Consider the following 24,432-nt stretch of genomic DNA (forward strand, 5'->3'; position numbering starts at 1 on the left):
GCGTCTCACGCCCGGCCCAGCACCATCCAGTAGGCAGTTTCGCCAGCTGATCCCCCGGAGATGCCCATGACCACTGCCCCCGCGAAACCAGCGAAGCTGCCCCGCGAACTGGACCCCCGCAACCCGTTCACCCGGCTGACGAACCTGCTCGACCCCGGCTCGCTCGAGCTGATCACCCCCGACGACCTGTCCGGCATGCTCGCCGTCCGCGGCACGATCGCGGGCGCTCCGGTCGTCGCGTTCTGCTCCGACGCGACCGTGATGGGCGGCGCGATGGGCGACGAGGGCTGCGAGGTCGTCTGTACGGCGTACGAGGTGGCGCGGCGCGAGGAGCTGCCGATCATCGGGCTGTGGCACTCCGGCGGCGCGCGACTGGCCGAGGGCGTGCTCAGCCTGCACGCGGTCGGCAAGATCTTCTACGCGATGACGCAGGCCTCCGGCAAGATCCCGCAGATCTCGGTCGTGCTCGGCCCGGCGGCCGGCGGCGCGGCGTACGGGCCGGCGCTGACCGACGTGGTGATCCTCGGCCCGGAGGGACGGATCTTCGTCACCGGTCCGGACGTCGTCCGCTCGGTCACCGGCGAGGACGTCGACATGCTGCGCCTCGGCGGCCCCGAGCCGCACGGCCGGCGCTCCGGCGTCGTGCACATCACGACCGACTCCGAGGCGGCCGCGATCGAGCAGGCTCGGCGACTCGCGGATCTGTTCGCGAACCAGGGCGAGGTCTCCGGCGACGTCTCCGACAGCGACCTGTCCGGGCTGCTGCCCGAGTCGGCCAAGCGCGCGTACGACGTGCACCCGCTGGTCGGCGGCGTACTCGACGAGGGCTCGGGCGTCGAGCTGCACCAGCGCTGGGCGCCGAACATCGTCACCACGCTCGGCCGGCTCGGCGGGCGCACGGTCGGCGTGATCGCGAACAACCCGCTGCGGCTCGGCGGCTGCCTGGACGCGCTGTCGGCCGAGAAGGCGTCGCGGTTCGTCCGGATGTGCGACGCGTTCGGCGTACCGATGGTGGTGCTGGTCGACGTCCCCGGATACCTGCCGGGCGTCGGTCAGGAGTGGGACGGCGTCGTACGGCGTGGCGCCAAGCTGCTGCACGCCTTCGCGGAGTCCGTCGTACCGCGGGTGACGCTGGTGACCCGCAAGACCTACGGCGGCGCGTACATCGCGATGAACGCGCGCTCGCTCGGCGCGACCCGGGTGTTCGCCTGGCCGCGGGCCGAGGTGGCCGTGATGGGCGCGGTCGCCGCGATCCGGATCCTGCACCGGCGCAAGCTCGCCGAGGTCGCTCCGGAACTGCGCACGCAGGTCGAGGCCGAACTGGCCGCCGAGCACGAGACGATCGCCGGCGGCATCGAACGAGCCCGCGAGATCGGCGTCGTCGACGAAGTGGTCGAGCCGGCCAAGACCCGGTCGGCGCTGGCCGCGGCGATCGCCACCGCCGAGCAGCACGGTCGCGTCCGCGGCCGGCACGGCAACATCCCGCTCTAGCGCCACCCGCAACGTCCGAAGAACCGAGGCCTAGAGCCTCGGGTTCTTCGGACGCAACGCGATCGGCACAACGAAAGGGCGCGAACCCCGGTGGGGTTCGCGCCCTTTCACGTGGTGCGGCCGCTGTTTGGTGACAACCGGGGGTGTCCCGACACCCGGTGGCCCAGCGGCCACGGCCTGGTCCCCGGACGACCGGGGAAGCTGTGGGTCTCCAGCATCCTCGAAAACTCTGCGGAAAGCTCCTGCCTTCACTGCTTTCTTCAGAACTTCTCAGGTTTGCTGTCGAGCGGTTGATTCAGTCCTCAGACCACCTGGTGGAGCCAGCGGACCGGAGCACCGTCACCCGCGTAGCGAAACGGTTCCAGTTCGTCGTCCCAGGGCCGGCCGAGCAAACGCTCGACCTCCTCGGTCAGGTCGGCCTCGCCGCTGGCGGCCTTGAGCATCGCGGCCTTCAGCCGGTCCTCGGGCACCATGATGTCGCCGTGCACCCCGGTGGTCGCGTGGAACACCCCGAGCGTCGGCGTGAACGAGTACCGCTCACCCTCGACGCCGTTGCTGGGCTCCTCGGTGACCTCGAAGCGCAGCTTCTGCCATCCGCGCAGCGCGGACGCCAGCTTGGCCGCCGTACCGGCTTCCGCCTGCCACGACAGCTCGGCCCGGTACGTGCCCTGGGCCGCGGGCTGCGGCGTCCAGTCCAGTTTCACAGGCACGCCAAGGATGCCGCCCGCTGCCCACTCGACATGCGGGCACAGCGCTGACGGCACCGTGTGGACGTACAAAACGCCACGAGTCGTCGCCACCAGGACCTCCTTGTGCTCGAGCTGCGCCTTCCCCAGCGTTCTCGAACACGGGCTCGAAAGTCCCGGACAGCGAGACCCATCTTGCACCACTGACCCCTGTGACACCAGCAACCACGCCATGTCAACTACATCACCGTCGTGTCGCAATCCGGCACCGATCGGTCCGGAATCCGTCGCCGGGCGGCTCAGCCGGGCGGCCGATGTCGAAAAACGACCCCGTCAGCAGCGTCGCGGGACGGGAACCTTCGGTAGAGCGTCGACCGATTCGGCCCGCCGCGCGCGCGAGCTGCGCCAGGACGCGGACGGATTCGTGGCCAGCAGTTGGGCGGAGCTGCCAGGACGGTGTCGGCGTTCCGGGGGCTCGGATCCCGCCGCCGCCGCCGTGGGGTACCAGGCAGTGGTCGACGCGGTAATTGCCAGCGGCAACGGCCCGGCCGGGGCAGTTGCCGGCCGTACGGGCGTGGCAGGGCCGCACGGGCGTGGCAGCGTCGTACGGGCGCGGCAGGCGTCGCACGGGCGTGGCAGCGTCGTACGGGCGCGGCAGGCGTCGCACGGGCGTGGCAGCGTCGTACGGGCGCGGCAGGCGCGCACGGGCGCTGCAGCGCCGTACAGCCGCCGCGGGCAGCTGCTACGGGAAGCGTGAGGCCATCGCGATGCACGCGCCGGCGGCGGCCAGCGTGAACAGCATCGCGATCCCGGCGAACCGCGAGGTGACTTCCTTGTCGACCTTGTCGTAGCCGACCGAGGAGCCGATGTCCTTGTAGACGTCCTCCAGCTCGCCCGCGGACTCGGCCGTGTACGCCTCGCCGCCGGTGATCTCCGCGACGCTGCGCAGCTCGGCGCGGTCCGGGGGAACCCGCTGGCGGATCCCGTCCATCTCGATGAAGCCGGAGTCGGTGCCGAAGGTGATCGTGTAGATCGGCGTGTTCTTCGCCTTGGCCGCCTGCGCGCCCTCCTGCGCCGTCCGGCCGACCGTGCGCTTGCCGTCGGACAGCAGCACGATGCGCGCCGGGGCCGGGTCGTCGGGGTGCTCGGGGTCGGGCGGGACCTGGGTGAGCGCCTGCAGCGAGGTGAAGATGCCCTCGCCGGTCGCGGTCGACTCGGCCAGCTCCAGCCCGTCGATCGAGCGCTGCACAGTGGCCCGGTCGGTGGTCGGCGGCACGATGATCGAGGCCGTGCCGGCGAAGCTGACCAGCGACACGTTGAACTTGCCGGGCAGCTGGTTGACGAAGTTCTTCGCCGACTTCTTCGCCGCTTCCAGCCGGTTCGGGTCGACGTCGGTGGCCATCATCGACAGCGAGACGTCGATCGCGACCACGATCGTGGCCCGCTCGCGCGGCACCTTGACCTCGTCCTTGGGCTGGGCGAACGCGACGATGCACGAGCACGCCGCGAGCAGCGCGAGGCCGACCGCGAGGTGCCGGCGCCACTGCGGCCGGCGCGGGGCGACCCGGTCGAGCAGGGCGATGTTGGTGAAGCGCAGCGCGTACTGCGCGCGCCGGTGCTGCAAGTAGATGTACGCCGCGACCACGAGCGGGATCAGCAGCAGGAACCAGAGTCGGGCCGGAGACAGGAACTCCATCAGCGAGCCACTCCCTTCGGCGGTTGGTGCAGGCGCGGCGCGACTCGCTTGTAGGCGAGCACGAACCGCACGGTGTCGGCGACCCAGTCCCGGTCGGTCCGCAGAACCAGGTGCCCGGCTCCTACCCTACGCAGGGCGATCCTGGTCCGTTCCCGCTGCGCGAGCGCCGCGGCGGCGTACTGCTCGCGGACCCGGCGCTTGCGGGTGTCGATCTCGCGGATCTGGCCGGTCTCGGGATCACCGATCATCACCACGCCGATGTTCGGCAGCTCGAGCTCGCGCGGGTCGACGATCTCGACCGCGAGCACCTGGTGCTGCGCGGTCAGCTTGCGCATCGCGCGCTCCCAGGATGGTTCCATCCGGCTGTCGATCTCGCCGTCCTCGGGGGTGAGGAAGTCCGACACGACCACCCGCAGGCCCCGTTTGCGCTGCGTCCGGGCCATCGAGTCGAGCGCGCCGGCCAGATCGCTGCGGGCCTGCTGCTCGCCGTGGTCCTTCTCGGCCAGCAGCGCGCGGAGCAGCCCGTACAGCGCGAGGCGGCCGGAGCGGGCCGGCCAGCGCCGCAGCGTCGAGTCGCGCAGCATCAGCCCGCCGAACCGGTCGCCGAGCCGGTGGGTCAGGAAGCCGACGGTGGCCACGGCGGCGACCGCCAGCTCGCGCTTCTCCAGCTGCGACGTACCGAAGTCCATCGACGCGGACAGGTCGACCAGCGCCCAGGTCTCCAGCTCGCGGTCCGCGATCAGGTCGCGCACGTGCGGCATCGTCGTACGGGCCGTGACCGCCCAGTCCATCCGCCGCACGTCGTCGCCGACCTGGTACTCGCGCGCCTCGGCCAGCTCGGTCCCCGGCCCGGGCAGCAACCCGAGGTGTTCGCCGTGCAGGTAGCCCTCGAGCCGCCGTACGACGGTCAGCTCCAGCCGGCGCAACGCCCGCTCGGGCGCGAGCTGCGAGATCGTCATCGCAACTCGTGGGTCGGGTCGGTTGGCCATGTGTTAGACGAACTCGGGGCGGCCGGACGCGTCGTTGCCGTCGCGCCAGACCGGCTGCGGCGGCGGAACCGTGGCCAGGATCCGCTCGATCACCGCGCGGGCGTCGATGTTGTCCGCGATCGCGTCGAAGGTCAGGCCGAGACGGTGGCCCATCACGTCCAGCGCGACGGTCTGCACGTCGCTCGGCAGCAGGTAGTCGCGGCCGTGGATCAGTGCCAGGGCGCGACCGGCCGAGATCAGGCCGAGCGTCGCCCGCGGGCTGACGCCGAGCTCGATGATCGGCTCCAGGTCGGGCAGGTGGAAGTCGGTCGGCGTCCGGGTCGCCATCACCAGGCGGACGGCGTACTCGGCGACCAGGTTGTGCACGAAGACCTGCTCGGCCGAGCGCTGCAGCTCCATGATCGTCTCCGGCTGCAGCACCTGCCGCGGCTGCGGCGGGTCGACGCTCATCCGGCGCAGGATCTCGAACTCCTCGTGCCCGCGCGGGTGCGGCACGTCGATCTTGACCAGGAAGCGGTCGCGCTGCGCCTCGGGCAGCGGGTAGACGCCCTCGGACTCGATCGGGTTCTGGGTGGCGATCACGATGAACGGCTTGGGCATCGGGAAGGTCTGGCCGCCGATCGACACCTGCCGCTCGGCCATCAGCTCCAGCATCGCCGACTGCACCTTGGCCGGCGCCCGGTTCACCTCGTCGGCGAGCACGAAGTTCACGAACGTCGGGCCCAGCTCGATGTCGAAGGTCTCCCGGGTCTGCCGGTAGATCCGGGTGCCGACGATGTCGGAAGGGACCAGGTCCGGAGTGAACTGGATCCGCGCGAACGACCCGCCGACCACCGACGCGAAGGTCCGCACCGCGAGCGTCTTGGCCACGCCCGGAACGCCTTCGAGCAGGCAGTGCCCCTTGGCCAGCAGCGAGACCATCAGCGTCTCGACCATGTGCTCCTGGCCGACGATCACGCGTTTGACCTCGGTGATCGCCTCGCCGACCAGACGAGACTGCTGGGCCACTGACCCCGCCGGGACGGTGGTTTCGGTCATGCCTGTCCTTCCGGGGCCCACGCGGGCCTGGTGCTCGGGAACTCCGGTCATTCCATCAGATCCCCGGGCTCAGCCACACCACGCCCCACCCGGGCCAGTCTCCATCCTCCCCGCCGACTCAAATCCGCACTCCTCGTCGTCGGTGCGCCGGCCTCGGCCCGGCTGCCGTCCAGGCAGCGCCGACCTGCACCACCGACCAACCAGCGGATGCCGTCACCGCCTGAGCGTGGTCAGGCTAAGGCGGCACCGCGGCGGCGGCGGTTGGTCGGTGGTGCAGGTCGGCGCGGGCGTGAGCGCGTCGGGGTGGGCGACAGCGTTACCGCCGATGTGGTGGGATTGGTGTTGATGACCGCGACCCAATCGCCGACGACCACCGCGCCGCCGGACGCTCCCGAGGTGAGCGCGCCGGCGCGCACGCTGCCGGACGCGTTGCCGCTGCTGCCGGAGGACCCGCCGCGGGTCGGCGAGTTCTGGCTGCGCGGGCGGCTCGGGGCGAACGCGGCCGGCTACCTCTACTCCGCGGCGGACGAGAACGGCCGCGGCGCCGTCGTGGCGATGATGACCGAGGGGTCGGCCGACGACGCGGCCGCGCGGGACCGGTTCGTCCGGGCGGTCGACGCGCTGCCCGGGGACGCCGTACTCGCGCACAACGACGCGGACGACGACGATCTCGCGCTGTGGGTCGCGCTGGGCCCGGTGCGTGAGGACGACGGTTCGAGCTCGGCGGCCGACGAGCGACTGATCGCCGAACGCCGCGGCGAGGACGTGCTGTCCGCCGTACTGATGGACCGGATTCCGCAGCTCGGCCGGGTCCGTGGGCCGGACTTCCGGCACTACTGGGAGGGGCGTCGGCGCCCGGGGTTGTTCAGGATCTGGCCGCTGCCGTGGCCGACGGCATTGCGTCCGGCGTCCCGGCTCGCGCTCATCCTGTCGCTGCTCGCGATGGCGCTGATCATGGCGCTCGCCGTACTGATCGCGTGGCTGCTGTTCCGCAACGCGCCCGAGGTCGATCCCGGGCCGGTGATTCCGGATCCGAGCGGTACCGCGACGGTGACGGTCACGCCGACCACGCCGCCGCCGGGTACGACCAGCCCGACCACTGGACCCAGCCCGGGGACGCCGACCAGTACTGTCACTCGCCCGGGCACGCCTGGTACCAGCCCGAACTCGCCTGGTACGCCGGACGACCCTGCCGACCGGTTCTAGCTGAGCTGTCCGTCTTGGTCAGCTGGTCGTGCTCGCCATCCGCCGGCTTTTCAGCAGCGCGATGAGCCCGACCAAGCTGACCAGCGCCCATGTCCCCTCGAGCAGCAGGAACCCCCACGATCGCTCGACCCCGGCAATCACGGCAAGAACAGCCGAACCGATCAGGTTGAGCAACTGATACCGGAGCGTCTTCTGCTCCAAGCGCCCGGCCTGGGACGCGGCGAAGGCGATCAGAATCGTGATCGCACCGGCGATTTCGAGAACGTCGACAGCATGCATGACCTCTGCCCCTCCCGGGGCTGGCGTCGTCTTTGCGTCGGCCGGGTACGGCGCCGTCTCGTCCGGGGGCCCGCGGTCACGGACCCGCGCACCACCCTACTCACAGCGAGTCCTTGATCGCCGTTGCCTTCGTCACCAGCTGCTGCGCGGCTGCCGCCGGGACGAGCTTCTTCGCGGCGAGTACCTTCACCTCGATCACGAACGCCGTCAGCAACGTCTTCGCGGCCGGATTCTGGTTCTTCTGCACCGCCGCCCTGGCCAGCTCCAGCTTGAGCACCAGGCTGGCTTCCAGCCCGGCCTGCAGGTGCAGCCCCTTCACCTCGGCGATCAGCGCCTTCAACGCCGCATCCGGAGTGACCGCCACCGTCTCGGCGATCTCCACCGCGCCCGGCTCACAGTTCGCTCCGGTCGGCCGGAACGCCATCCGCTGGTCGGATTCCTCGCCGCAGCTCGCGGCCGGAACCCGCCCGCCGAGCGGACTCGTCGCCGCCGGCACCCGAACCCGCGAGAACCCGCCGCCCGCCAGCCCCGCGAGCTGCGGATCCGCCGCCGTCACCAGGTCGGACGCGGCACTGCCGCAGGTGGCGTCCCGCCGTACCGAGAAACCGAGGGACGTCCCGGCGAACGCTCCGCCGATCCCCGCACACGAGACCCCGACCTTCGGCAGCACGATCGCGCTCCGGTCGGTCTTCACCTGAGCAGCCGGTACGGCGGCGATGTGCGCGCCGGTCGTCGCTTGGTCGTCCGCCATCGTCACGTAGGTCAGCGTGGTCGCCGCGCCGTTCGTCACGGCGAGCCCTCCGCCGGTCGTGGCGGTGTTGCCGCTGAACGTGCTGTTGAGGAAGTTCGCCGCGACGGCGGCCAGCCGCACTCCGCCGCCGGTCCCGGTCGCCACATTGTCGGCGAACGTGACCCGGTTGGCGCCGAGATTCTCGGTGGCGACGTCCAGACCGGCGCCGTTGGCCGCTTTGTTGTTGTCGACGGCCATGTCGTCGAGCGTCACCGAGTAGCTGTTGACCACCTTCGCTCCACCGCCGTTGCCGCCGGCGGTGTTGTTGCTCAGCCCGGTCCGGTCGACGTACAGCGCGGCGATCTCCTTCGCGTAGATCGCGCCGCCGTCACCGGTCGCGGAGTTGTTGGTGAGCGGAGTCTCGTCGAAGGTCATGTCGAACGGCCCGGTGGCGTCGACCGATCCGGCCGCACCGCCGTGACCACCGGTCGTGCTGTTGCCGGCCAGGCTGCCCTTGTACATCTGAACGCGGCCGAACCCGAGCCAGATGCCGCCGCCACCGCCGACCGACTGGTTGTTGTCGACGAACACCCGGTCGAGCGCGACGCTCGGGCTGCTGCCATCGTCCTCGATCAGGACGGGCGTCAGCGAGATCCCGCCGCCTGGCTGGGTGCTCTTGTTGCCGGTGACGCTGGACAGGATCGCGCTGACGCCGAGCGAGCCGTTGCCGCGCTTGGACGCGGTGAACGAGATGCCGCCGCGCGCGTCGGCCGCGGTCAGGCCGTTGTCCGCGACGCTGGTCGAGTACATGCTGAGGTGCCCGCAGTTGCTGCACAGGATGCCGGCCCGGCCGTTGTTCCGGATCGAGGTGTTGTTGACGGTCATCGTGTTCGCGGCGAATCCCTGGCCGGTGTTGGTGATGCCGGTGCGGGTGTTGTTCTCGATCGTCGCGCTCTCGATCAGGACGGGGTAGCCGTCGACGAGCGAGAGGCCGGAGCCATTGTTGTTCGCGATGCTCGTGCCGTTGATCGACAGCGAGCAGTTGTCGCAGCTGACCACGCTGCCGGTGTTGTGGTGCAGGCTTCCGCCGTCCAGTTCCATCCGGTACGGCGTGGTGCCGTGATCGAAGCTGCTCCAGACCACGCTGCCGCCGGGCGACAAGACGTTGCGGACCTCGACGTTGCTGAGCCGCAGTTCGCTGTCGGAGCGGATCGCCGCGCCTTCGAGGCCGGTGTTGGTGGTGTTCGGGCCGCCGTCGATCGCGAGGTCCTCGAGTTCGAGTCGGCCGTCGTGGCTGGTGCTGTTGACGATGCGGGTCGCGTCGCAGGTCTGCTCGATCGTCGCGTTGTTGCCTTGGACAACTAGCTCGTGGGTGTCCGCGTGGGTGAGGGGGCCGGTGCAGATCGACAGCGCGTAGGTCAGGCCGGCGCCGAGCGTGATGACGTCGTCGGCGCCGTTGCCGGACGCGGTGGTGAAGGCTTCGCGCAAGGAGGTCTGGCCGTCACCGCCGTTGACCACGTCGGCGGTTGTGGTGACCGTGATGGTGGCGGCTGTGGCCGGTGCTGACGTGACGACGAGACTCGCGCCGAGCAGTCCGGCCAGCGCGGCGGCGCGCAGGCAGGACGCAGTGATTCTGGACAAGACATCCCCCCACAGGAATCGGAGCGACCAGAATCGCGGAGCGCTTTGGCGCTGACAAGGGTTCGTGGGCGGTTCTGCCCGGACGGACATCTTGTGGCCAGGGGTTGTTCAGATTGCCCGGGTTGTTCAGTTGCCAGCGGGGCTTCGCGTTGCCGGGGTGGGTTGTTCAGTTGCCAGCGGATGCTTCACGTTACCGGGACGGGTTCTTCAGCCGTCCAGAAGTCGCGCCAGCTCGGGATCGCGCCAGAACCGTTCCGGCACCGGTTGCCGGACGAGCGCCGCGTCGGCCCGGATCTCCGCCGGACTGGCAGCCCCGATCAGCACCGAGGCCACCGCGGGATGCCTACCAGGAAAGGCCAACGCCGCCTGCGGCAGCGATACGCCGTACCGTTCGCACACCGCGGAGATCCGCCGAGCCATGATGGTTTTCGGCTCAGTCGTCTGCTTGGACTGGTCCATCAGCAACACCTCCGGAGTCAGCACCCCGGAAACGATCGCCGCCACTCCCCTTGCCTGGCAGCGATCCAGCAGCGGCGTACCCGCGCGGTCCAGCAACGAATACCGGCCCGCCAACAGCACCGCATCCACCTGGAAGTCCCGAACGACCCGATCGAGCTCCTCCCAGTCCTGCCCCGCCACCCCGATCCCGCCAACCACTCCACGTCCCCGAAGCTCATCCAGTACGCCGTACGCGTCGCCGATCGCCCGCCCACCGGGATCCTGCAGGAACATCAAGTCGACCGACGCGACTCCGAGCCGCTCGAGACTGCCCTCCACCGACTCACGCACCCGGTCAGCCGCCAGTCCCGCGTCCACTTTCGACGACACCATGAACCCGGCCCGCGGATGTCCCGCCAGCACCACGCCCATCCGGCGCTCCCCCAGCCCGTCCCCGTACGCCGGCGAACTGTCGAAGAACCGGATCCCCGCCGTATAGGCCGCCTCGACCGTGGCGGTCGCCAGAGCCTCTCCCGCGGCGTTCGCCGGCAGCTCCCCCAACGAAGCCCCACCCAACCCGAACCGCGGAGGACGGAACCGCGTCACGGCACGCGAAGCAAGTACACGGCTGGGAGCGGTCATCGGCCACACCTCCCTGGTCGGCACTACCAGCATCGGCCTTCCCAGAGAACTTCGCACCTCGAACACCGCGCGTACCCGGCGACTTCGTTTCCCGGACCGGGCTCGTACGCGGGGGACTTCACACGTTGGCACCGCGCTCGTACGCGGGGACGTCGCACCTCTGCAGCGCGCTCGCACGCGGCGACTCCCCCCAGCGAGCCCGCAGGCGCGCACTTCACAACCTCGACCACCCGTGCACGGCCAACCGTGCGCACTCCGCACCTCGCCGCAGACGTGCAGCAACTTTGCCCGCCCGGCGCGTACACGCGGAACTCGGCAAGCCCCGACCACAGGCGCACGCGAGCAATCCCACACTCCGCACCACGCGCGTCCTCCGGCGACCTGACACCCCGCAACCCGCGCGCACTCCGGCAACCCACGCCCTGCACCACGCGCGCACTCCGGCAACTCCACACCCGGCACCAAGCGCGCACGCGCCCAACCCACACCACCCGCGCACTCGGGCAACCCCACGCTCGGCACCACGCGCGCACACGCCCACCCCCCCACCACGCGCGCACACGAGCACCCCCGCACCCCGGACCCCGCGTGCCCGCGGGGTCCGAGGGCGACGATCAGCGACCGGAGTCGTACAGCGCCTTCACCTCCGTCGCATCCAGAGCCCGGTCGAACAGGTGAACCTGATCGACCACCCCGTCGAGGTAATCCACCGGATTACCCCCGAACTTCCCGCGCCCGATCACCGTGTGACCGGTCGAACTGGAGTCCAGGCTGCAAGCCGCCTTCGTGGCGACCAGCGCACCATCCACGTACAACCGCAACTCCCCCTTCGCAGCATCCCGTACGCCGGTCAGGTGATACCACTGACCGGGATTCGGCTTCGTCGGCGCCAGCGCGCGCTGGCCCGGGAAGCTCATCGCGAACCTCTGGTCCTGACCGGAGTACTGCAGGAAGAACGCGCTGTCCCGCTCACCGTCCTGGCTCACCACGGTCTGGAACGCACCATCGGCCTTGTTGAGCTTCACCCACGCCGTGGCGGTGTAGTTGCCGCTGGTGTCCAGCAGTTGCGCGCCGGTGTCGACGAACTGGCCCGCGCCGGTCGTCGCAACGCCCTGCCCGTTCTTGCCCGGAGCAAAGATCGCACCCCCGACCAGCGTCGCGTCGTTCGTCCCGACGGCATCCTCCCCGGTCCCGTCCAGCGGGTAGAAGTGGATCCCGTCGGCTCCCGGCGTACCGGGCGGTGGGTTCGGTCCACCCGTGCCGGTCCCGTCCGCGCCGGCGATGATCTGCTCGTTCACCGCCCGGACCTGCGCGAAGTCCATCTTCGGCACCTGCCGGTCGTAGGTGAAGAAGCCGTTCAGCTCACCCTCGACGTCGGTGATCTGGGTGTACACCGAACCACTGATCCCACAGGTGTTCGCCGACCTGAGCACATCGCGCTGGTTCTCCACGTACCGCCGGGTGAGCGTCGCCGAGTCCGGCGTCATCTCGTACGCGAACCCGTCGCCGAACCACATGTGCTCCGGCGTCTTCAACCCGAACCCACCGTGCTCCCCGTCGACCGCGACCCGATCACCGGACGGCGCGGGCGTCGCCGGCCCCAGGTACGCGTGATGGTCGATCATGTCGCCGCGCCCGGAATCGCCCAGGGAGTCGCAGCAGTTCATCCCGCTGTGCGCGTTGACCAGCCGGGACGGGTCCTGCGCCTTGACGCTGTCGGCGATGCGCCCGGTCTCGGCCAGGTCCCACTCACCCCAGCCCTCGTTGAACGGCACCCAGGTGGTGATCGAGGTGAAGCTCTTGTGCTCCTCGATCATCTCGTGCAGCTCCGCCTTGTACTGCGCCTGCCAGGCCGGCGGGATCGGATCGGTCTTCGACGACGGCATGTCCTGCCAGACCATCAGCCCGAGCTTGTCGGCCCAGTAGTACCAGCGGTCCGGCTCCACCTTGATGTGCTTGCGCACCGTGTTGAACCCGAGCTCCTTGTGCTGTTCGAGGTCGAACCGCAGCGCCTCGTCGGTCGGCGCGGTGTTCAGCCCGTCCGGCCAGAATCCCTGGTCGAGCGTCGAGAGGTTGAACAGGATCTTCCCGTTCAGCGCCAGCCGAAGCTTGCCGTCGGCCCCCTTCAGCTTGCCGACCGACCGCAGACCCGAGTACGAACCGACCCGGTCGACGACCTTGCCGCGATCGATCAGCTTGACGTCGAGCGTGTAGAGGAACGGGTGGTCGGGCGACCACAACTTCGGGTTCGGGATCGCCAGCCGGAGTTCCGATCCGGCCTTGCCACGTTGCGTGCGGACCTTGCGGCGTCCGTCGTACACGCTGACCTCGACCTCGAGACCCGCCGGCCCGGTCGTGTCCGCGACGAGCCGCAGCGCGCCACCCGGTACGTCGGGCGTCAGCTGCAGCCGCTCGATCGAGGACCGGCCCACGGGCTCCATCCAGACGGTCCGCCAGATCCCGGAGCTGCCTTGGTAGAAGATGCCGCGGTCGCCGACCTCGCGCTGCTTGCCGATCGGCTGGAAGGTCTCGTCGGTGAGGTCCTCGGCCCAGACGATCACCTCCTGCGGACCGGTCCGGTGCAACGCGGTGGTCACGTCGACCGAGAACCCGTCGTACCCGCCGCGATGGGTGGCGACCTGGCGGCCGTTGACCCAGACCTTCGCGTCGTAGTCGACCGCGCCGAAGTGCAGGAGCAGGCGTTGACCCGACCAGCTCTTCGGTACGGTGAACGTCCGGCGGTACCACATCCGGTCCTCGTGCCGTTGGATGCCGGACAGGGCCGACTCGATCGGATAGGGCACCAGGACCTTCTCGGCCAGCGACCGACCGAACGGCGGCGCCTCGCCCGGAGTAGCGGCGGCGAACTCCCACAGGCCGTTGAGGTTCTGCCAGCGGTCGCGGGTCAGCTGCGGTCGCGGGTACTCCGGGAGCGCGTTGGTGGGTGAGACGTCGTCGGTCCAGGGTGTGCTGAGTGGTGGCGTCCCGACCTGCCACGCAGCAGCATCCGGTGGTGGCGCTGCTTGGGAACTCGGGACGATGAGTGCGGTCGCGGCCAGGAGTCCGGCCGCGACCGCGGCGAGGCGTGACTTCATACTGCTTTTCCTTCCGGGGCGGGGAAAGGACAGCACCATGGGAACGCTCTCACGACAAATTTGCAAGGGCTCGCGCATGATCGAACATCACACCAGCGTGCACACGGGACTCGGAGTGCTGAAGCTGGCCGCCGGCCTCAGAGTCCCGGTTTGTTGGTTTCTGTGGAACGTGGTGATCGAGTTGGACCGCTGGTTGGAGACGAGCAGCAGGGTGCCGGTCGGATCGATCGCACAGTGCCGCGGCCAGTCCCCGCCGCACGACGGCGTCGCGACCAGCCGCAGGGCCGCTCCCCCGGACTCGACGGCGAACACCGCGATGCTGTTGTGCCCCCGATTGGTGACGTAGACGAACTTGCCGTCCGGCGACACGATCACCTCGCCGGGGTAGTTCTGCGGGGAACCCGCCGGCACGGTCGGCAGCGGCGTACCGGGAGTGAGGCGCCCGTCGGAGTAGCCGCACGGCACGACGGTACTGTCGAGCTCGTTCGCGACGTAGACGTACCGTCCGTTCGGGTGGAAAGCGAGATGGCGTGGCCCCGCGCCTGGCTTCAGCTTCGCCTGGGCTACGTCGGTCAGCTTGCCGGTCGCGGCGATCGTGGAGGTGTAGACGGTGTCGGTCCCGAGGTCGACCGAGAGGATGTACCGGCCGGCCGGATCCTCCACCACCTGATGCGCGTGCGGCGAGGCGCCGACGTGCTTGACCAGGTCGGTCCGCGCGCCCAGCCTTCCGTCGGCCTTGACCGGATGCACGGCGACGTCGCCCGATCCGTAGTTGGCGCTCAGCAGATACTTGCCACCAGCAACCAGCGCGAGATGGCAGGGCGCGGATCCGCCGGTCGACTGGCGATTCAGCACTCGCAACTTGCCCGGGGCATCCACCGCGATCGCCGTCACGCCGCCGTCGGTCTGCTCGTTCACGGCGTACAGGAACCGGCCGGACGGCGCCAGGATCAGGAACGACGGCTCCTGGACCCCCGTCAGCACGCCGTTCGAGGTGATCACACCGCTGGCCGCGTCGTACGAGGCGAGCCCGATCCCGGTCCCACCCGCGGACGTGTAGGTGCCGATGTAGAGCGTCGCGCCGTCCCGGCAGGACGCGAACGCCGGGGTGACGCCGGACGCGGCAACGGCCGCGATGAGACCGAGGAAAGTACGTCGAGTCGTGATCATCAGGCAGAACCTCTTCGGTGGGGGCGGAACGAGGACCACTGAAGGGTAGGCAGGTGATCAGCGCTCTGTCATCACGCAACCACGCTAAGTGCCAGTAGAATGCCTGAAGAATGCCGACCGAGTTCCGGTTCGGTTCACCAGATCTCGACGCCGGTCGCCTCGATCGACCAGTCCCACAAGCGTTTCGCGAGCTCCGCGTCCTGCGCGGCATGGCTCGGACGGACCACCTTCGGCGCGCCGCGATAGTCCAGGAAACCCGGCCCGACGAACGAGCCAGGACGCACGTCGGGCAGCGTCGCGGCGTACAGGCTGGGCCAGGCGCCGGCAGCGGCGGACTGCGCGGCCAAGCGGGTGAAGGCACCGAAGACCTGGGCCTGAAGGCGCCTCCCGGCCAGCGCCGGCCCGGCCGCCTGCAAATTTGTGGAGGCATAGCCGGGGTGCGAGCCCGCGCTGATCAGGTTCGAGCCGGCCGCCCGTGCACGGCGGTCCAGCTCCAGCGTGAAGAGCACGTTGGCGAGCTTGGACTTCCCGTAGGACTCCCACTTCCGGTAGCCGTTCTCGGCGCGGAAGTCGGCCCGGCTGATGCTGCGCACGGTCTTGTGCATGATCGAGCTGACCGTGACGACCCGCGGCGCGTCAGCCTCCTGCAACAGCGGCATCAGCCGAGCGGTCAACGCGAAGTGGCCCAGATGGTTGGTCCCCACCTGCAGCTCGAACCCGTCCACAGTCTGCCGGTACGGCGTCGCCATCACGCCCGCGTTGTTGATCAGCAGGTCGAGGCGGTCGTAGGTCTTGCTGATCTGCTCAGCGGCCTGCTGCACGCTGGTGAGGTCGGCCAGGTCGAGTTCGACGACCTCAGGAGCCTTGCCGGCTGCGGCAGTCAGTTCAGCTGCGGCGCGAGCGGCCTTGTCTGGGTTGCGGACCGCGATCAGCACGTCGGCGTTGTGTCTGAGCAGTTCGAGCGCGGTGGCGTAGCCGATTCCGCTGGTGGCGCCGGTGACGAGGGCCCGGCGTCCGGACTGGTCAGGGATGTCCGCAGTGCTCCAGCTCATGCGCCCACAGTAGTGGTGGGCGCATGAGCCGGCTGCGCGTCGTACGTCGTACGTCGTACTAGAGGATCTTGCGGGCCTTGAAGGCAGCGGTGACCTGGTCGGCTGTCGCCTTGCCGTACAGCAGGCGCGCCGACTGGACCGTGACACGCGCCGCGTCGGCGAAGGTGGTGTCGGGCGCGTAGAAGAACGTGCCCTGCAGGATCACCTTGTTGGCCTTGTTGCGGCCCAGCGCCTTGTGGATGTCCCACAGGGCGTTCGACCAGATCTCGCCGTCGTCGTGCACTGAACCGGAGATGTCGTCGGTGGTCTTGCCGGTGTCGGTCCGGCGCAGGCAGTGCTTCGGGCCGGACGTGTACGAGGTGGCGTCCCAGTCCATCACGCAGGGCAGGTCGTAGCCCTTGCTGACCGGGATCGACATGCTGACGGCCCAGTAGTCGCCGAAGCCCTCACCGATCGAGCCGGCCTCCAGGGACTCCCCGAAGCCCGGGACGATGTCGTCCTGGATCGCGTGTCCGTACTCGTGCCAGATCACCTCGGCGTCCTCGCCGTCGTCGACGCCCCCCTCGCCCATCGTGATCATGTCGATGCTCGGGTCGTAGAAGCTGTTGTCGCCGTCGAAGGTGTTGATCGCGAAGTCCTGCGACTCGTTGTTCACCTCGGTGAAGCCGAGCGAGTGGATGTACTCCTGGGTCTGGTTGACCTGGTAGTACGCCATCACCTGCTCGAACTTGTCGTTCGCGCGCTGATAGACGAACGTGTGGCTCTTGCTCTCCGCGACGCCGCCCTTGGCCTCCTTGATGTTGACGTAGGGGCCGTTGAGCTTGCCGGAGCCGTCCAGGTTGCGCAGGATGACGTTCTTCTGCGCGACGAACAGCTCGTTCTGGTTCTTGTCGTCCTCGTCGGCCAGGTTCTCGTTCTTCTGGCTGACCACCGGGTTGGGATCGAACACCGATCCCTTGCCGTCCACGTTGTGGCTGATCACCTTGGAGTCGACCACGACACCGTTCTTCGCGTCGACGAGCGAACGGGTGACGCCCTCGGTCGACCGGGAGGTGACGTTCCAGACCAGGCGCGCGTGGGGTCCACCGACGACAGCCAGCTGCGCGGCCCCTTCGGTGGCGGACGGGGTCGGGGTGACGCTCTTGTTCGGCGCGGCGATCCGGTTCCGAGCCGCCCGCGCGCTGACCAATGTGTTCGCCGACTTCGTCGCCGTTGCCGCCGGCACCTTCACCGTGACGTCCAGCGAGTCCGGTACGGCGTCGCGCCCGTCGGCGACCTCCAGCACCTTGCCCGACTTGTCCAGGTGCTTCGCGTAGTACCCGTTCACCACCGGCAGCCCCTTGAAGGTCTGCTGGTACCAAAGGTGCTTGCCGAGCAGCGACGTCTTGGTCCGGATCAGCTTCAGGTTCGCCGGTACGGCGTCCGCACTACCGGCGTCCGGCGCTGCCCCCGCGGCGCTGGTGAACGACATCCCGAGTGTGGCGGCAGCAAACCCCACCGCCAGAGCCGCGACCGCCTTCCGGCGATGCACGCGCTTGGTCATCTTCCCTCCCTGGTGGACATCCGTGGTGACACGACTACGATCCGTCGCGACCCTAGTTCGCACACCCCCTCCCTGGGAAGCAGAACCCGCACTACTTGCCGATCCGCAAGGGAAATCATGGTCCGCCCGTAACGGCCAGAACCTGACCGCTACTCCTCCTAGCGTTGACCCCGAACCAAGGAGAGGACCGGCCATGCGGACGTTGACCCTGCGAGCCCTGAACCGCGCCACCCTGCACCGCCAGTGGCTCACCGAACGCCACACCGCTTCCGCGCTGGACGCGATCGAACACCTCGTCGGCATGCAGGCCCAAAGCCCCCTGGCGCCGTACGTCGGCCTGTGGACTCGCCTCACCGACTTCACCCCTGCCGAGCTGAGCCACCTACTCGAATCCCGCCAGGCCGTCCGCGGCTCGATGATGCGGGCAACCATCCACCTCGCCTCCAGCCGCGACTTCCTGGCCCTGCGAGCGCTGGTCCAGCCCCGCCTGGAACGCGAGGTCTACCAAAACCAGGCCTACGGCCGGCACCGTCTGGTGGGCCTAGACATGGACGCCGCACTCCACGCCGGCCTCACCCGCCTCAAAGAGTCCCCCGCCACGGCAGCCCAGCTCCGCGACCACCTTGGCCCGCTCTTCCCCGACCGGGACCCGGCATCGCTGGCCCACGCCGTCCGATGTCTTCTCCCCACCATCCAGATCCCACCCCGCGGCATCTGGGGCAAAGGCGGCAACCCCACCCTCACCACCGCGGACCTCTGGCTCGACTCCCCCATCGACGCCACCCCGTCGATCGACGCCCTCGTCCTCCGCTACCTGGCCGCCTACGGCCCCGCGTCCCCCGCCGACGCCCAAACCTGGTCCGGCCTAACCCACCTCACCGAGGTCTTCGACCACCTGGATCTCCGGTCCTACGCTGCTCCCAATGGCCGCACCTTGTACGACCTCCCTCACATCTCGCTGCCGGAGGAGGACCTTCCGGTCCCGGTCCGATTCCTTCCTGAGTACGACAACCTCCTCCTCTCCCACGCTGACCGCACCCGATTCATCCCGGACGCCACCCGGCAGCACCTGGCCCTGACCGAAATCCTCACCAGAGGCTCAGTCCTCCACGACGGCCAAGTCACCGCTCTTTGGAAACTCCACCGCCAGGGCAAGAAGTCCGCAGTCGTCGAGATCGCCTCGATCGCCAAGCTCCCCCGACCTATGAAGTCAGCCATCGAGCCGGAGGCCCACGAACTCTTGAAGTTCGCCGCCCCCGACGCCGCGCATGAGATTGAATTTCTGACCTGATGCAAGCCGTCAGGGGGACACCAACACCCAATTGAAATGGCCCGTGTCCTGCACTCCGTCGGCTGAGGCAGCGACCAGCGGTCAAGATCGCTGAATGTAGTTCTCCAACGCCCGGATCCGCTCAGACACGGACGATCGTCCGCCAAGCCAGTCCGGCTGCGTCATCCCCATCCGGCGGGTTTCTTCTTGATGCTGCGCCTGCCAGCCATAGAGAACTTCCAGCATCTTGCGCCCGTACCCCATCTCGACCACCGCGCGATCGGCCATCCGCTCGTTCCAGTGAGCAAGTCCTCCGAACAGGAATGGCAGCAGTACCGGCGAGAGGTAGAGCAACGGCACTGCCAGGCTGTCGTAGAAGACGAGGGAGAACAGCAGAATCCCGATGTATGCCATCAACAGGAACCCGACGATCGTGCAACCAACAGCTGGGATCGTTCGACTCAGCTTCAGCAGCTGCCGAATCCCGAGAGCAACCAGTCTGGCCGGCACTGCGTACCAGAGCGCCACTCTGCTGAGCCAACTGCGACTGTGCAGATGGCTGGCCAGGTCGAAGGCCATCACAGCCTCGAGGTGGCTCGGCGGGAGCGTGTACATCGCCCAGTTGGTCACCGTGACTGTGTTTCCAGCGGTTGCCCCGGCAGTTGCACCTTCCGCGCCCTGAATCCAGATCGAGTACTTGTTCATGTCGACCCCGGACCGCGATGCGATCGAGTACCAACTGGGCATCAGACGCTGCTCCTCGACCATGGTCGGCTGACGCAGGCCGAACAGGTAGCGCGAGAGCACAAAGTCGATTCCGGGCCACAACACAATTGCGCCGGAAACCAGCCAGATCGCGATCAAGACCCAAATTGCGTCCTCGGCTCCGAAGAGCTGGCACAGCCAGTAGATGATGAAGAAGCTGCTCAGCGCCCAGACTGCGCTACTGACGATCTCCGACAGGAGGAGCCCGCCACCGCCGGGAGAGTGAGTTCGCGTCGGTTGTGGTGGCCCACCGCCCGGCAGTTGAGGAGTGGCATCCGACGCACCGTCGCCTCGATTGTGCGCACCGCTTCCCTTCGAGCCCTCCGGCTGATCGGGTCCGCCCTCAACACCACTCATTCAATGCCTCTGCCATCAATAGAGCGACACATGGACATGGTCGAAGTGACCACCGGTCGCGTTGCTCGGATCATAGATTCCGCCACCGTTGTACGGCTTCCACGTGCCGGTGCGAGCGCTCCAGATCTTGCCGTACCAGATGAGGTACTTGACCCCGGTCGTCCCAGCCGTCTGGATGGTCCAGTTCGCGATCCGATCCCCCTTGGCTCGGACGGCCGGTGCTCGCCTGCCGTCACCGCCCACGAACACGTCACACGCCCGGCCCTTCGGGTGGTCGCTGGTCGGATTCCACAGATGGGGATCCCAGCAACTCATCGCCGGATTCGACAAGTTCGTGCGTGCCGATGAAATCCACGCCGCCGTCCGGGGCGTCACCATGCCGCCCGTTCCCGTCGGATCCGAGATGGTCGCCTCCTCAGGCGGCCAGACCCCGTTCACCGGGCGACCAGAGATCAGCCCACCACTCTCATCACACTCGTCCAGGACAGCTGGGCTCTCTTCTCCGTTCGGCACACCGGGCGTCACGACTGCCTGACCACCGTACGGATCACCTGGCCGATCGAGATTGATGCCGGCCAGCTCGGCGATCCGCCGAGCCGTTCGCTCATGCCGCGCGTACGCATTCGGGAACGCGGAAACCTGTACCGCTTGAGCCGCTTCGGTATAGGACATCGAAGGCCAGCCTTCGATCTCCACCAGGCCAGGCGGGCTCGGGGGCTTCGGTCCCCCGAAAAAGGCTTCCGCGGCATAGGTTGGATCCAAAATCTGCTGGACCGTCCCCCAGCCCGCTGATGGGCGTTGCTGAAACAGGCCTACCGAATCCCGGTCGCCATACCCAATGTTTTCCAGTTGCGACTCCTGCAGCGCGGTCATCAGCGCCACAAGTGTTGCCCTTCCCGGCAGGTTCCGACGGACGGCAACTCCGTCGATGATCTTCGCAAAGGCGACTTGGCGTTGCAGGGTCGATGCGTCAGCGGGCGGGTCGTCGGCCCGTCCAGTTTCACCCACCGGACAGCTGGCCACGAAACGGTCACCGGCCGCGCCGAACGGCAAGATCGTGATCACACCGAGCAGTCCAACCAAGGCGACCGCGCCGGCTGCCTTGAGGGCTACCGACCTGGCACCCGCCAGTCCGCCGGATCCTCCGTCCATGAACATGAGATCACCACTCTCCGTCGCTCATGGCCCGGCCCCACCGTTCAGGTCGCTGATGACCCACGTTGCGCCCTCGGGAGCCAGCGAGACCACCAACGGCAACTGAATCTTGTTCGGTCGCTTGCCGGTGATGTCGATGGTGACGGTGACCAGCCTGCTGATCCGGGTCGGCGTGTCCACAGGAGCCGAGTCGGGGCGTGGCGGAGTGACAGTGACCCCTACGACCGACGACCGACCACCATCGGCTTTCAACGCCTCGTAGGTGGAGTCGCCGGCCGCGGTCAGGCTTTCACCGACCTCATCCGTGATGTACGGCGCGGTTTTCGCCACCAAGTCTGCGTACGACTCGGCAGAAGGATCTCGGGTGTAGAAAGTCTTCGCCCAACGAGTCGCCACGTCGGTCGCCGCGGCGGTCGCGAGCGCGGATGGGCGTTCGGTCAGGACGGGCGGCGTCGAGATCGCCCCAGAGGGCGTCAACGTATCGGCCGGGGTGTTCTGTGTCGGGCCCTCGGTCGGCGCCGGTCGTTCCGGTTGAGACGACGGCTGCAGCACACCCACCTCCTGGCTCGGAGATTCGTCACGCCCCAGTAGGCGTGGCAAGCCGCCGCCGAAGCCAAGGACGATGATTGCCAAGATGACCACGGCAACAATCACCGCGACCGGGCTTGTCGGCTCCGACCGGCGCTGGTCGCGCAGCCAAGCCATCCGCTGTGCGTGGTCATCCTTGCGCCAGGAGCGCTTCGCCCGGCGACGTTCACGACGTCCGAGGTTGTCCAGCTCCTCCGGGTAGGAGTAGTCGGTGCTGATCATGTCGCGCCAGCCCGCCGGCTCCTCCGGACGCAACTGATCCGGCCGCACGGAATCGTTGTCGATGCCGTCCGGATCAGAGCCGGTTCGCCTCCGGTCGCGATTCCGTTTTGTCATCGTCGACTCACCTGCGCGTCGGCACCATGACGGTCACACCGTCCTTGGTCACGCTCGAGTACTCCCGGAAACGGCGTTGACCACCGCTCGCCGGCCTGCGACGTTCGCGAATGGTCTTCGGCGGGCCGTCACGCAGACTGGCCGAATGCGTGTGGACCCGAGGCTCGAACCGGCTGCTCGACGCAGCCGAGGATTTCGTGTCACGCGCGTGCCGAGCGCGGCGACTCTCGGCGGATCCGCCAGTCGCACCGCCGCCGGCGGACGTCGAGCTCGAACCGCCACCACTGGTCGAGGTCATGCCCACGGTGATCGCCCGTCGTCGCCCTGAGGAGGGATCTGCGCCGAGTGGCGTCGCCGAGATCGAGGTGCCCTGAACAACGCGAGACTGATCCTTCAGTCGGCCCATCAGGCTTTCTTTGCGTACGCCGGTGGTGCCCGCCCCGGCTGCGCCGCCGGCTCCGTCGACGGACCTGCGGTCACGCCCGGACGTCAGCTCATGCGGCTGCCGTAGTTGACCCGACGCCACTGCTGCACCGCCGACTGACGCGCCCACGGCAGGTGCCTGGCGGAAGACACGAACAGCGGTGGCACGCTCGACCGAAGCCTCGCGGCTAGTACCACCCTTCGCTGCGCCGCGTTCACCGACAGCGGGACTCGCCGCCCGGCTGCCGACAGCGCCCATGATCCGGCGAACCGCAGTCATGGCGCCGCGACGGGCCAGTCCACCCATCAAGAGGCTTCCGGATCCGGGCCGCATCATTGTGCTCATGCTCTCGAAAAGGCGTCGCAGCCGGAATCCTGCGATCAGAACCGCGATCGCCAGACCGCTGACGGGTAGCCACCCGATCGTGTCGGTCAGTCCGAACACCGCGGTGACCAGCGCGAGGGTTGTGGAGAACACCAGCAGCGCAAGAATTGACTGCAGAACCAATCCCAGTAGCGCTTCGAACCAGTTCATCGCCCATTGCCGCGGCCTGCCTGGTACCGCCCAGAGGCATGCGAAGAGCACCCCAACGACGAGAAGCAGCATGCAGCCGACGAATGCCATCAAGGCGGTAAAGGCCAGCGAGACCGTCAGAAATGCGAACAACGACGCCGCGATGGCCCCAAGAGTCAGCACTCCGACCCGCCCGAAGGGATTCTTGCCCTTCGCCCACTCGACGGTCGGCGCATCGCCGCCGCCCTCGGCCTTGCTGATCTCGTTGTCGATGTACTCGTTACGCGCCTCACCGTCGGTGCCTTTGTCAAGAATCGCTTTGCCGTACCGCTCGCAGGCTGCCAGCGATCCGAACTCGGCTACGCACCAAGGTGTGGCAGCGAAGGCGCGCCACGTCGCATCGCCAGATTTCCGCAGCAACGTGTCCTGCTTACTGCCGGAGAAGCTCGGCTGAGGCCAGTCGATGGGTGTTTTGATGGTCCCACCGAGTACCTCAGTGGAGGTTCCCACCACGGCGTCCGCACCGACCTGCCGAGCTCCGTCGACACCGTGCAGCCATGTGTTCGGAGCCACGGCGAAGCTCGTGGCGATCACACCTGCAGCGAACACCCAGATCAGCTGCCCCATCGCGCTACCACTCGCCCGGCGCTGTGCGTACGCAGCGATCGCTCCGAAAGCGAGGGCCGAAGGCAACAACCATCCAACAAGCTCAGTGTTCACGTTGCCGATGGCCGAGGATGCGGTGTCCGTCAGGGCCTTGATGTCGGTGAAGGAGAACAGCCACCATCCCACCGAGATCGCGCCACGCGTAATAGCGATGATGTACATCATCACCATGTGCGCGTAGCCGTTGAAGACACCCTGGAACGGGTCGCGAAGGCTCGACTCGAAGTCCAGCCCATAGACCATCGGGCTGTACTGCTCGAACAGCGTTCGGGTATCGCCGTGAGTCAGGTCAGGCGTAGGCAGCAGGTCACCGAACCCGGTTGGATTCGTCGGACCGGTGTTCGGGTCGGCGGCCAGAGCAGTCTGGCAGGTGACGATCGTGGAGACGGCGAGGACGGTGAGCGCCGTTCGGAGGCGGCGCGGCCACGTCATCCGACGTGCTCTTTCTTGGTCGGGTGGGGGTCGTCCGGGGTGTACATGGCCTTGTTGTAGCCGGGGTCGTCGGCTTCTTGGTCGTAGACCTCGTCGGGGCCGATGGGCGACTCGTGGCGGGGGGGGGGGGGGGGGGGGGCGGGGGCGTTCGGGGGGGGGGGGGGGGGGGGGGGGGGGGGGATTGGGGGCGCCCGGGGGGGGGGGGGGGGGGGGGGGGGGGGGCGGGGGGC

19 protein-coding genes and 1 riboswitch are annotated in these 24,432 nt (G+C 68.4%); of the genes, 4 read left to right on the plus strand and 15 right to left on the minus strand.

Annotated features, from left to right (window positions below):
- The first annotated feature begins 66 nt into the window (after positions 1-66).
- Positions 67-1,491 carry an acyl-CoA carboxylase subunit beta gene (locus tag BWI15_RS26495; protein ID WP_077017129.1) on the plus strand — a complete coding sequence of 475 codons (1,425 nt, stop codon included), beginning with the start codon at positions 67-69 and terminating at the stop codon, positions 1,489-1,491.
- Between the two features lie 302 nt (positions 1,492-1,793).
- On the opposite strand, the gene BWI15_RS26500 is transcribed toward BWI15_RS26495, so the two are convergent.
- Positions 1,794-2,291 (minus strand): DUF3145 domain-containing protein, encoded by a 498-nt coding sequence (locus BWI15_RS26500; protein ID WP_077017130.1) that lies wholly within the window; start codon positions 2,289-2,291, stop codon positions 1,794-1,796.
- Positions 2,292-2,688: 397 nt separating this feature from the next.
- Between BWI15_RS26500 and BWI15_RS38930 the strand changes: the two genes are divergently transcribed.
- Positions 2,689-2,934 carry a hypothetical protein gene (locus BWI15_RS38930; RefSeq protein ID WP_143465824.1) on the plus strand — a complete coding sequence of 82 codons (246 nt, stop codon included), beginning with the start codon at positions 2,689-2,691 and terminating at the stop codon, positions 2,932-2,934.
- Here BWI15_RS38930 and BWI15_RS26505 read toward each other — a convergent pair.
- The 3 genes from BWI15_RS26505 to BWI15_RS26515 are packed head-to-tail and all read right to left on the minus strand — an operon-like array spanning position 2,920 to position 5,900.
- The gene (locus BWI15_RS26505; protein WP_077017131.1) at positions 2,920-3,873 is read right to left on the minus strand and encodes a VWA domain-containing protein; all 954 of its coding nucleotides are present in this window, start codon (positions 3,871-3,873) and stop codon (positions 2,920-2,922) included. The two genes, BWI15_RS38930 and BWI15_RS26505, sit on opposite strands and share 15 nt — an antisense overlap.
- Positions 3,873-4,832 carry a DUF58 domain-containing protein gene (locus BWI15_RS26510; RefSeq protein ID WP_077017132.1) on the minus strand — a complete coding sequence of 320 codons (960 nt, stop codon included), beginning with the start codon at positions 4,830-4,832 and terminating at the stop codon, positions 3,873-3,875. The genes BWI15_RS26505 and BWI15_RS26510 overlap by 1 nt, the downstream gene beginning before the upstream one ends.
- A 33-nt stretch (positions 4,833-4,865) precedes the next feature.
- Positions 4,866-5,900: an AAA family ATPase gene (locus tag BWI15_RS26515; protein ID WP_077017133.1), complete on the minus strand. Its 1,035-nt coding sequence runs from the start codon at positions 5,898-5,900 to the stop codon at positions 4,866-4,868.
- Between the two features lie 345 nt (positions 5,901-6,245).
- Between BWI15_RS26515 and BWI15_RS26520 the strand changes: the two genes are divergently transcribed.
- Positions 6,246-7,106, plus strand: coding sequence for a hypothetical protein (locus tag BWI15_RS26520; RefSeq protein ID WP_143465826.1), 861 nt, complete (start codon positions 6,246-6,248; stop codon positions 7,104-7,106).
- Positions 7,107-7,124: 18 nt separating this feature from the next.
- Here the strand turns inward: BWI15_RS26520 and BWI15_RS26525 are convergent, their stop codons facing one another.
- The 7 genes from BWI15_RS26525 to BWI15_RS26555 form a co-directional block, all read right to left on the minus strand.
- Entirely contained in the window at positions 7,125-7,385 is a 261-nt protein-coding gene (locus BWI15_RS26525) for a CBU_0592 family membrane protein (protein WP_077017135.1), read from the minus strand.
- Positions 7,386-7,405: 20 nt separating this feature from the next.
- Positions 7,406-7,474, minus strand: a riboswitch (guanidine-III (ykkC-III) riboswitch).
- Between the two features lie 11 nt (positions 7,475-7,485).
- On the minus strand, positions 7,486-9,756 hold the full coding sequence (locus BWI15_RS26530) for a right-handed parallel beta-helix repeat-containing protein (RefSeq protein WP_077017136.1): 2,271 nt from the start codon (positions 9,754-9,756) through the stop codon (positions 7,486-7,488).
- Positions 9,757-9,963: 207 nt separating this feature from the next.
- Positions 9,964-10,836, minus strand: a complete 873-nt coding sequence (locus BWI15_RS26535; RefSeq protein ID WP_077017300.1) for an aldo/keto reductase — start codon at positions 10,834-10,836, stop codon at positions 9,964-9,966.
- Between the two features lie 614 nt (positions 10,837-11,450).
- Positions 11,451-13,931, minus strand: coding sequence for a LamG-like jellyroll fold domain-containing protein (locus tag BWI15_RS26540; protein ID WP_077017137.1), 2,481 nt, complete (start codon positions 13,929-13,931; stop codon positions 11,451-11,453).
- Between the two features lie 87 nt (positions 13,932-14,018).
- Positions 14,019-15,101: a lactonase family protein gene (locus tag BWI15_RS26545; protein WP_083751016.1), complete on the minus strand. Its 1,083-nt coding sequence runs from the start codon at positions 15,099-15,101 to the stop codon at positions 14,019-14,021.
- 134 nt (positions 15,102-15,235) lie between these two features.
- Complete coding sequence (locus tag BWI15_RS26550) at positions 15,236-16,153, minus strand: oxidoreductase (RefSeq protein WP_077017138.1); 918 nt, start codon at positions 16,151-16,153, stop codon at positions 15,236-15,238.
- A 58-nt stretch (positions 16,154-16,211) separates the two neighbouring features.
- Entirely contained in the window at positions 16,212-17,696 is a 1,485-nt protein-coding gene (locus BWI15_RS26555; protein ID WP_077017139.1) for a M4 family metallopeptidase, read from the minus strand.
- A gap of 193 nt (positions 17,697-17,889) precedes the next feature.
- On the opposite strand from BWI15_RS26555, the gene BWI15_RS26560 reads away from it, so the two are divergent.
- A complete protein-coding gene (locus tag BWI15_RS26560; protein WP_077017140.1) occupies positions 17,890-18,987 on the plus strand; it encodes a winged helix DNA-binding domain-containing protein in 1,098 nt (365 codons plus the stop codon).
- 81 nt (positions 18,988-19,068) lie between these two features.
- Here the strand turns inward: BWI15_RS26560 and BWI15_RS26565 are convergent, their stop codons facing one another.
- Genes BWI15_RS26565 through BWI15_RS26580 form a run of 4 tightly spaced genes read right to left on the minus strand, consistent with a single transcriptional unit; the run spans position 19,069 to position 24,202 of the window.
- The gene (locus tag BWI15_RS26565; protein WP_143465830.1) at positions 19,069-20,088 is read right to left on the minus strand and encodes a hypothetical protein; all 1,020 of its coding nucleotides are present in this window, start codon (positions 20,086-20,088) and stop codon (positions 19,069-19,071) included.
- A 15-nt stretch (positions 20,089-20,103) separates the two neighbouring features.
- Complete coding sequence (locus tag BWI15_RS38935; protein ID WP_143465832.1) at positions 20,104-21,246, minus strand: hypothetical protein; 1,143 nt, start codon at positions 21,244-21,246, stop codon at positions 20,104-20,106.
- Between the two features lie 21 nt (positions 21,247-21,267).
- Positions 21,268-22,167, minus strand: coding sequence for a hypothetical protein (locus tag BWI15_RS26575; protein WP_143465834.1), 900 nt, complete (start codon positions 22,165-22,167; stop codon positions 21,268-21,270).
- Between the two features lie 7 nt (positions 22,168-22,174).
- Positions 22,175-24,202, minus strand: a complete 2,028-nt coding sequence (locus tag BWI15_RS26580) for a hypothetical protein (RefSeq protein ID WP_077017144.1) — start codon at positions 24,200-24,202, stop codon at positions 22,175-22,177.
- Between the last annotated feature and the right edge of the window lie 230 nt (positions 24,203-24,432).

The sequence above is a fragment of the Kribbella sp. ALI-6-A genome, assembly GCF_001984195.1.
Taxonomy (GTDB): Bacteria; Actinomycetota; Actinomycetes; order Propionibacteriales; family Kribbellaceae; genus Kribbella.

Bases quoted from the DNA above. Each gene is read 5' to 3' on its own strand.
- BWI15_RS26560 (WP_077017140.1), top strand. From the start codon at position 17,890: ATGCGGACGTTGACCCTGCGAGCCCTGAACCGCGCCACCCTGCACCGC.
- BWI15_RS26525 (WP_077017135.1), bottom strand. From the start codon at position 7,385: ATGCATGCTGTCGACGTTCTCGAAATCGCCGGTGCGATCACGATTCTG.
- BWI15_RS26510 (WP_077017132.1), bottom strand. From the start codon at position 4,832: ATGACGATCTCGCAGCTCGCGCCCGAGCGGGCGTTGCGCCGGCTGGAG.
- BWI15_RS26505 (WP_077017131.1), bottom strand. From the start codon at position 3,873: ATGGAGTTCCTGTCTCCGGCCCGACTCTGGTTCCTGCTGCTGATCCCG.
- BWI15_RS26520 (WP_143465826.1), top strand. From the start codon at position 6,246: ATGACCGCGACCCAATCGCCGACGACCACCGCGCCGCCGGACGCTCCC.
- BWI15_RS26575 (WP_143465834.1), bottom strand. From the start codon at position 22,167: ATGACAAAACGGAATCGCGACCGGAGGCGAACCGGCTCTGATCCGGAC.
- BWI15_RS26550 (WP_077017138.1), bottom strand. From the start codon at position 16,153: ATGAGCTGGAGCACTGCGGACATCCCTGACCAGTCCGGACGCCGGGCC.
- BWI15_RS26540 (WP_077017137.1), bottom strand. From the start codon at position 13,931: ATGAAGTCACGCCTCGCCGCGGTCGCGGCCGGACTCCTGGCCGCGACC.
- BWI15_RS26555 (WP_077017139.1), bottom strand. From the start codon at position 17,696: ATGACCAAGCGCGTGCATCGCCGGAAGGCGGTCGCGGCTCTGGCGGTG.
- BWI15_RS26515 (WP_077017133.1), bottom strand. From the start codon at position 5,900: ATGACCGAAACCACCGTCCCGGCGGGGTCAGTGGCCCAGCAGTCTCGT.
- BWI15_RS26565 (WP_143465830.1), bottom strand. From the start codon at position 20,088: ATGAGTGGTGTTGAGGGCGGACCCGATCAGCCGGAGGGCTCGAAGGGA.
- BWI15_RS26495 (WP_077017129.1), top strand. From the start codon at position 67: ATGACCACTGCCCCCGCGAAACCAGCGAAGCTGCCCCGCGAACTGGAC.
- BWI15_RS26545 (WP_083751016.1), bottom strand. From the start codon at position 15,101: ATGATCACGACTCGACGTACTTTCCTCGGTCTCATCGCGGCCGTTGCC.
- BWI15_RS26580 (WP_077017144.1), bottom strand. From the start codon at position 24,202: ATGACGTGGCCGCGCCGCCTCCGAACGGCGCTCACCGTCCTCGCCGTC.
- BWI15_RS26535 (WP_077017300.1), bottom strand. From the start codon at position 10,836: ATGACCGCTCCCAGCCGTGTACTTGCTTCGCGTGCCGTGACGCGGTTC.
- BWI15_RS38935 (WP_143465832.1), bottom strand. From the start codon at position 21,246: ATGTTCATGGACGGAGGATCCGGCGGACTGGCGGGTGCCAGGTCGGTA.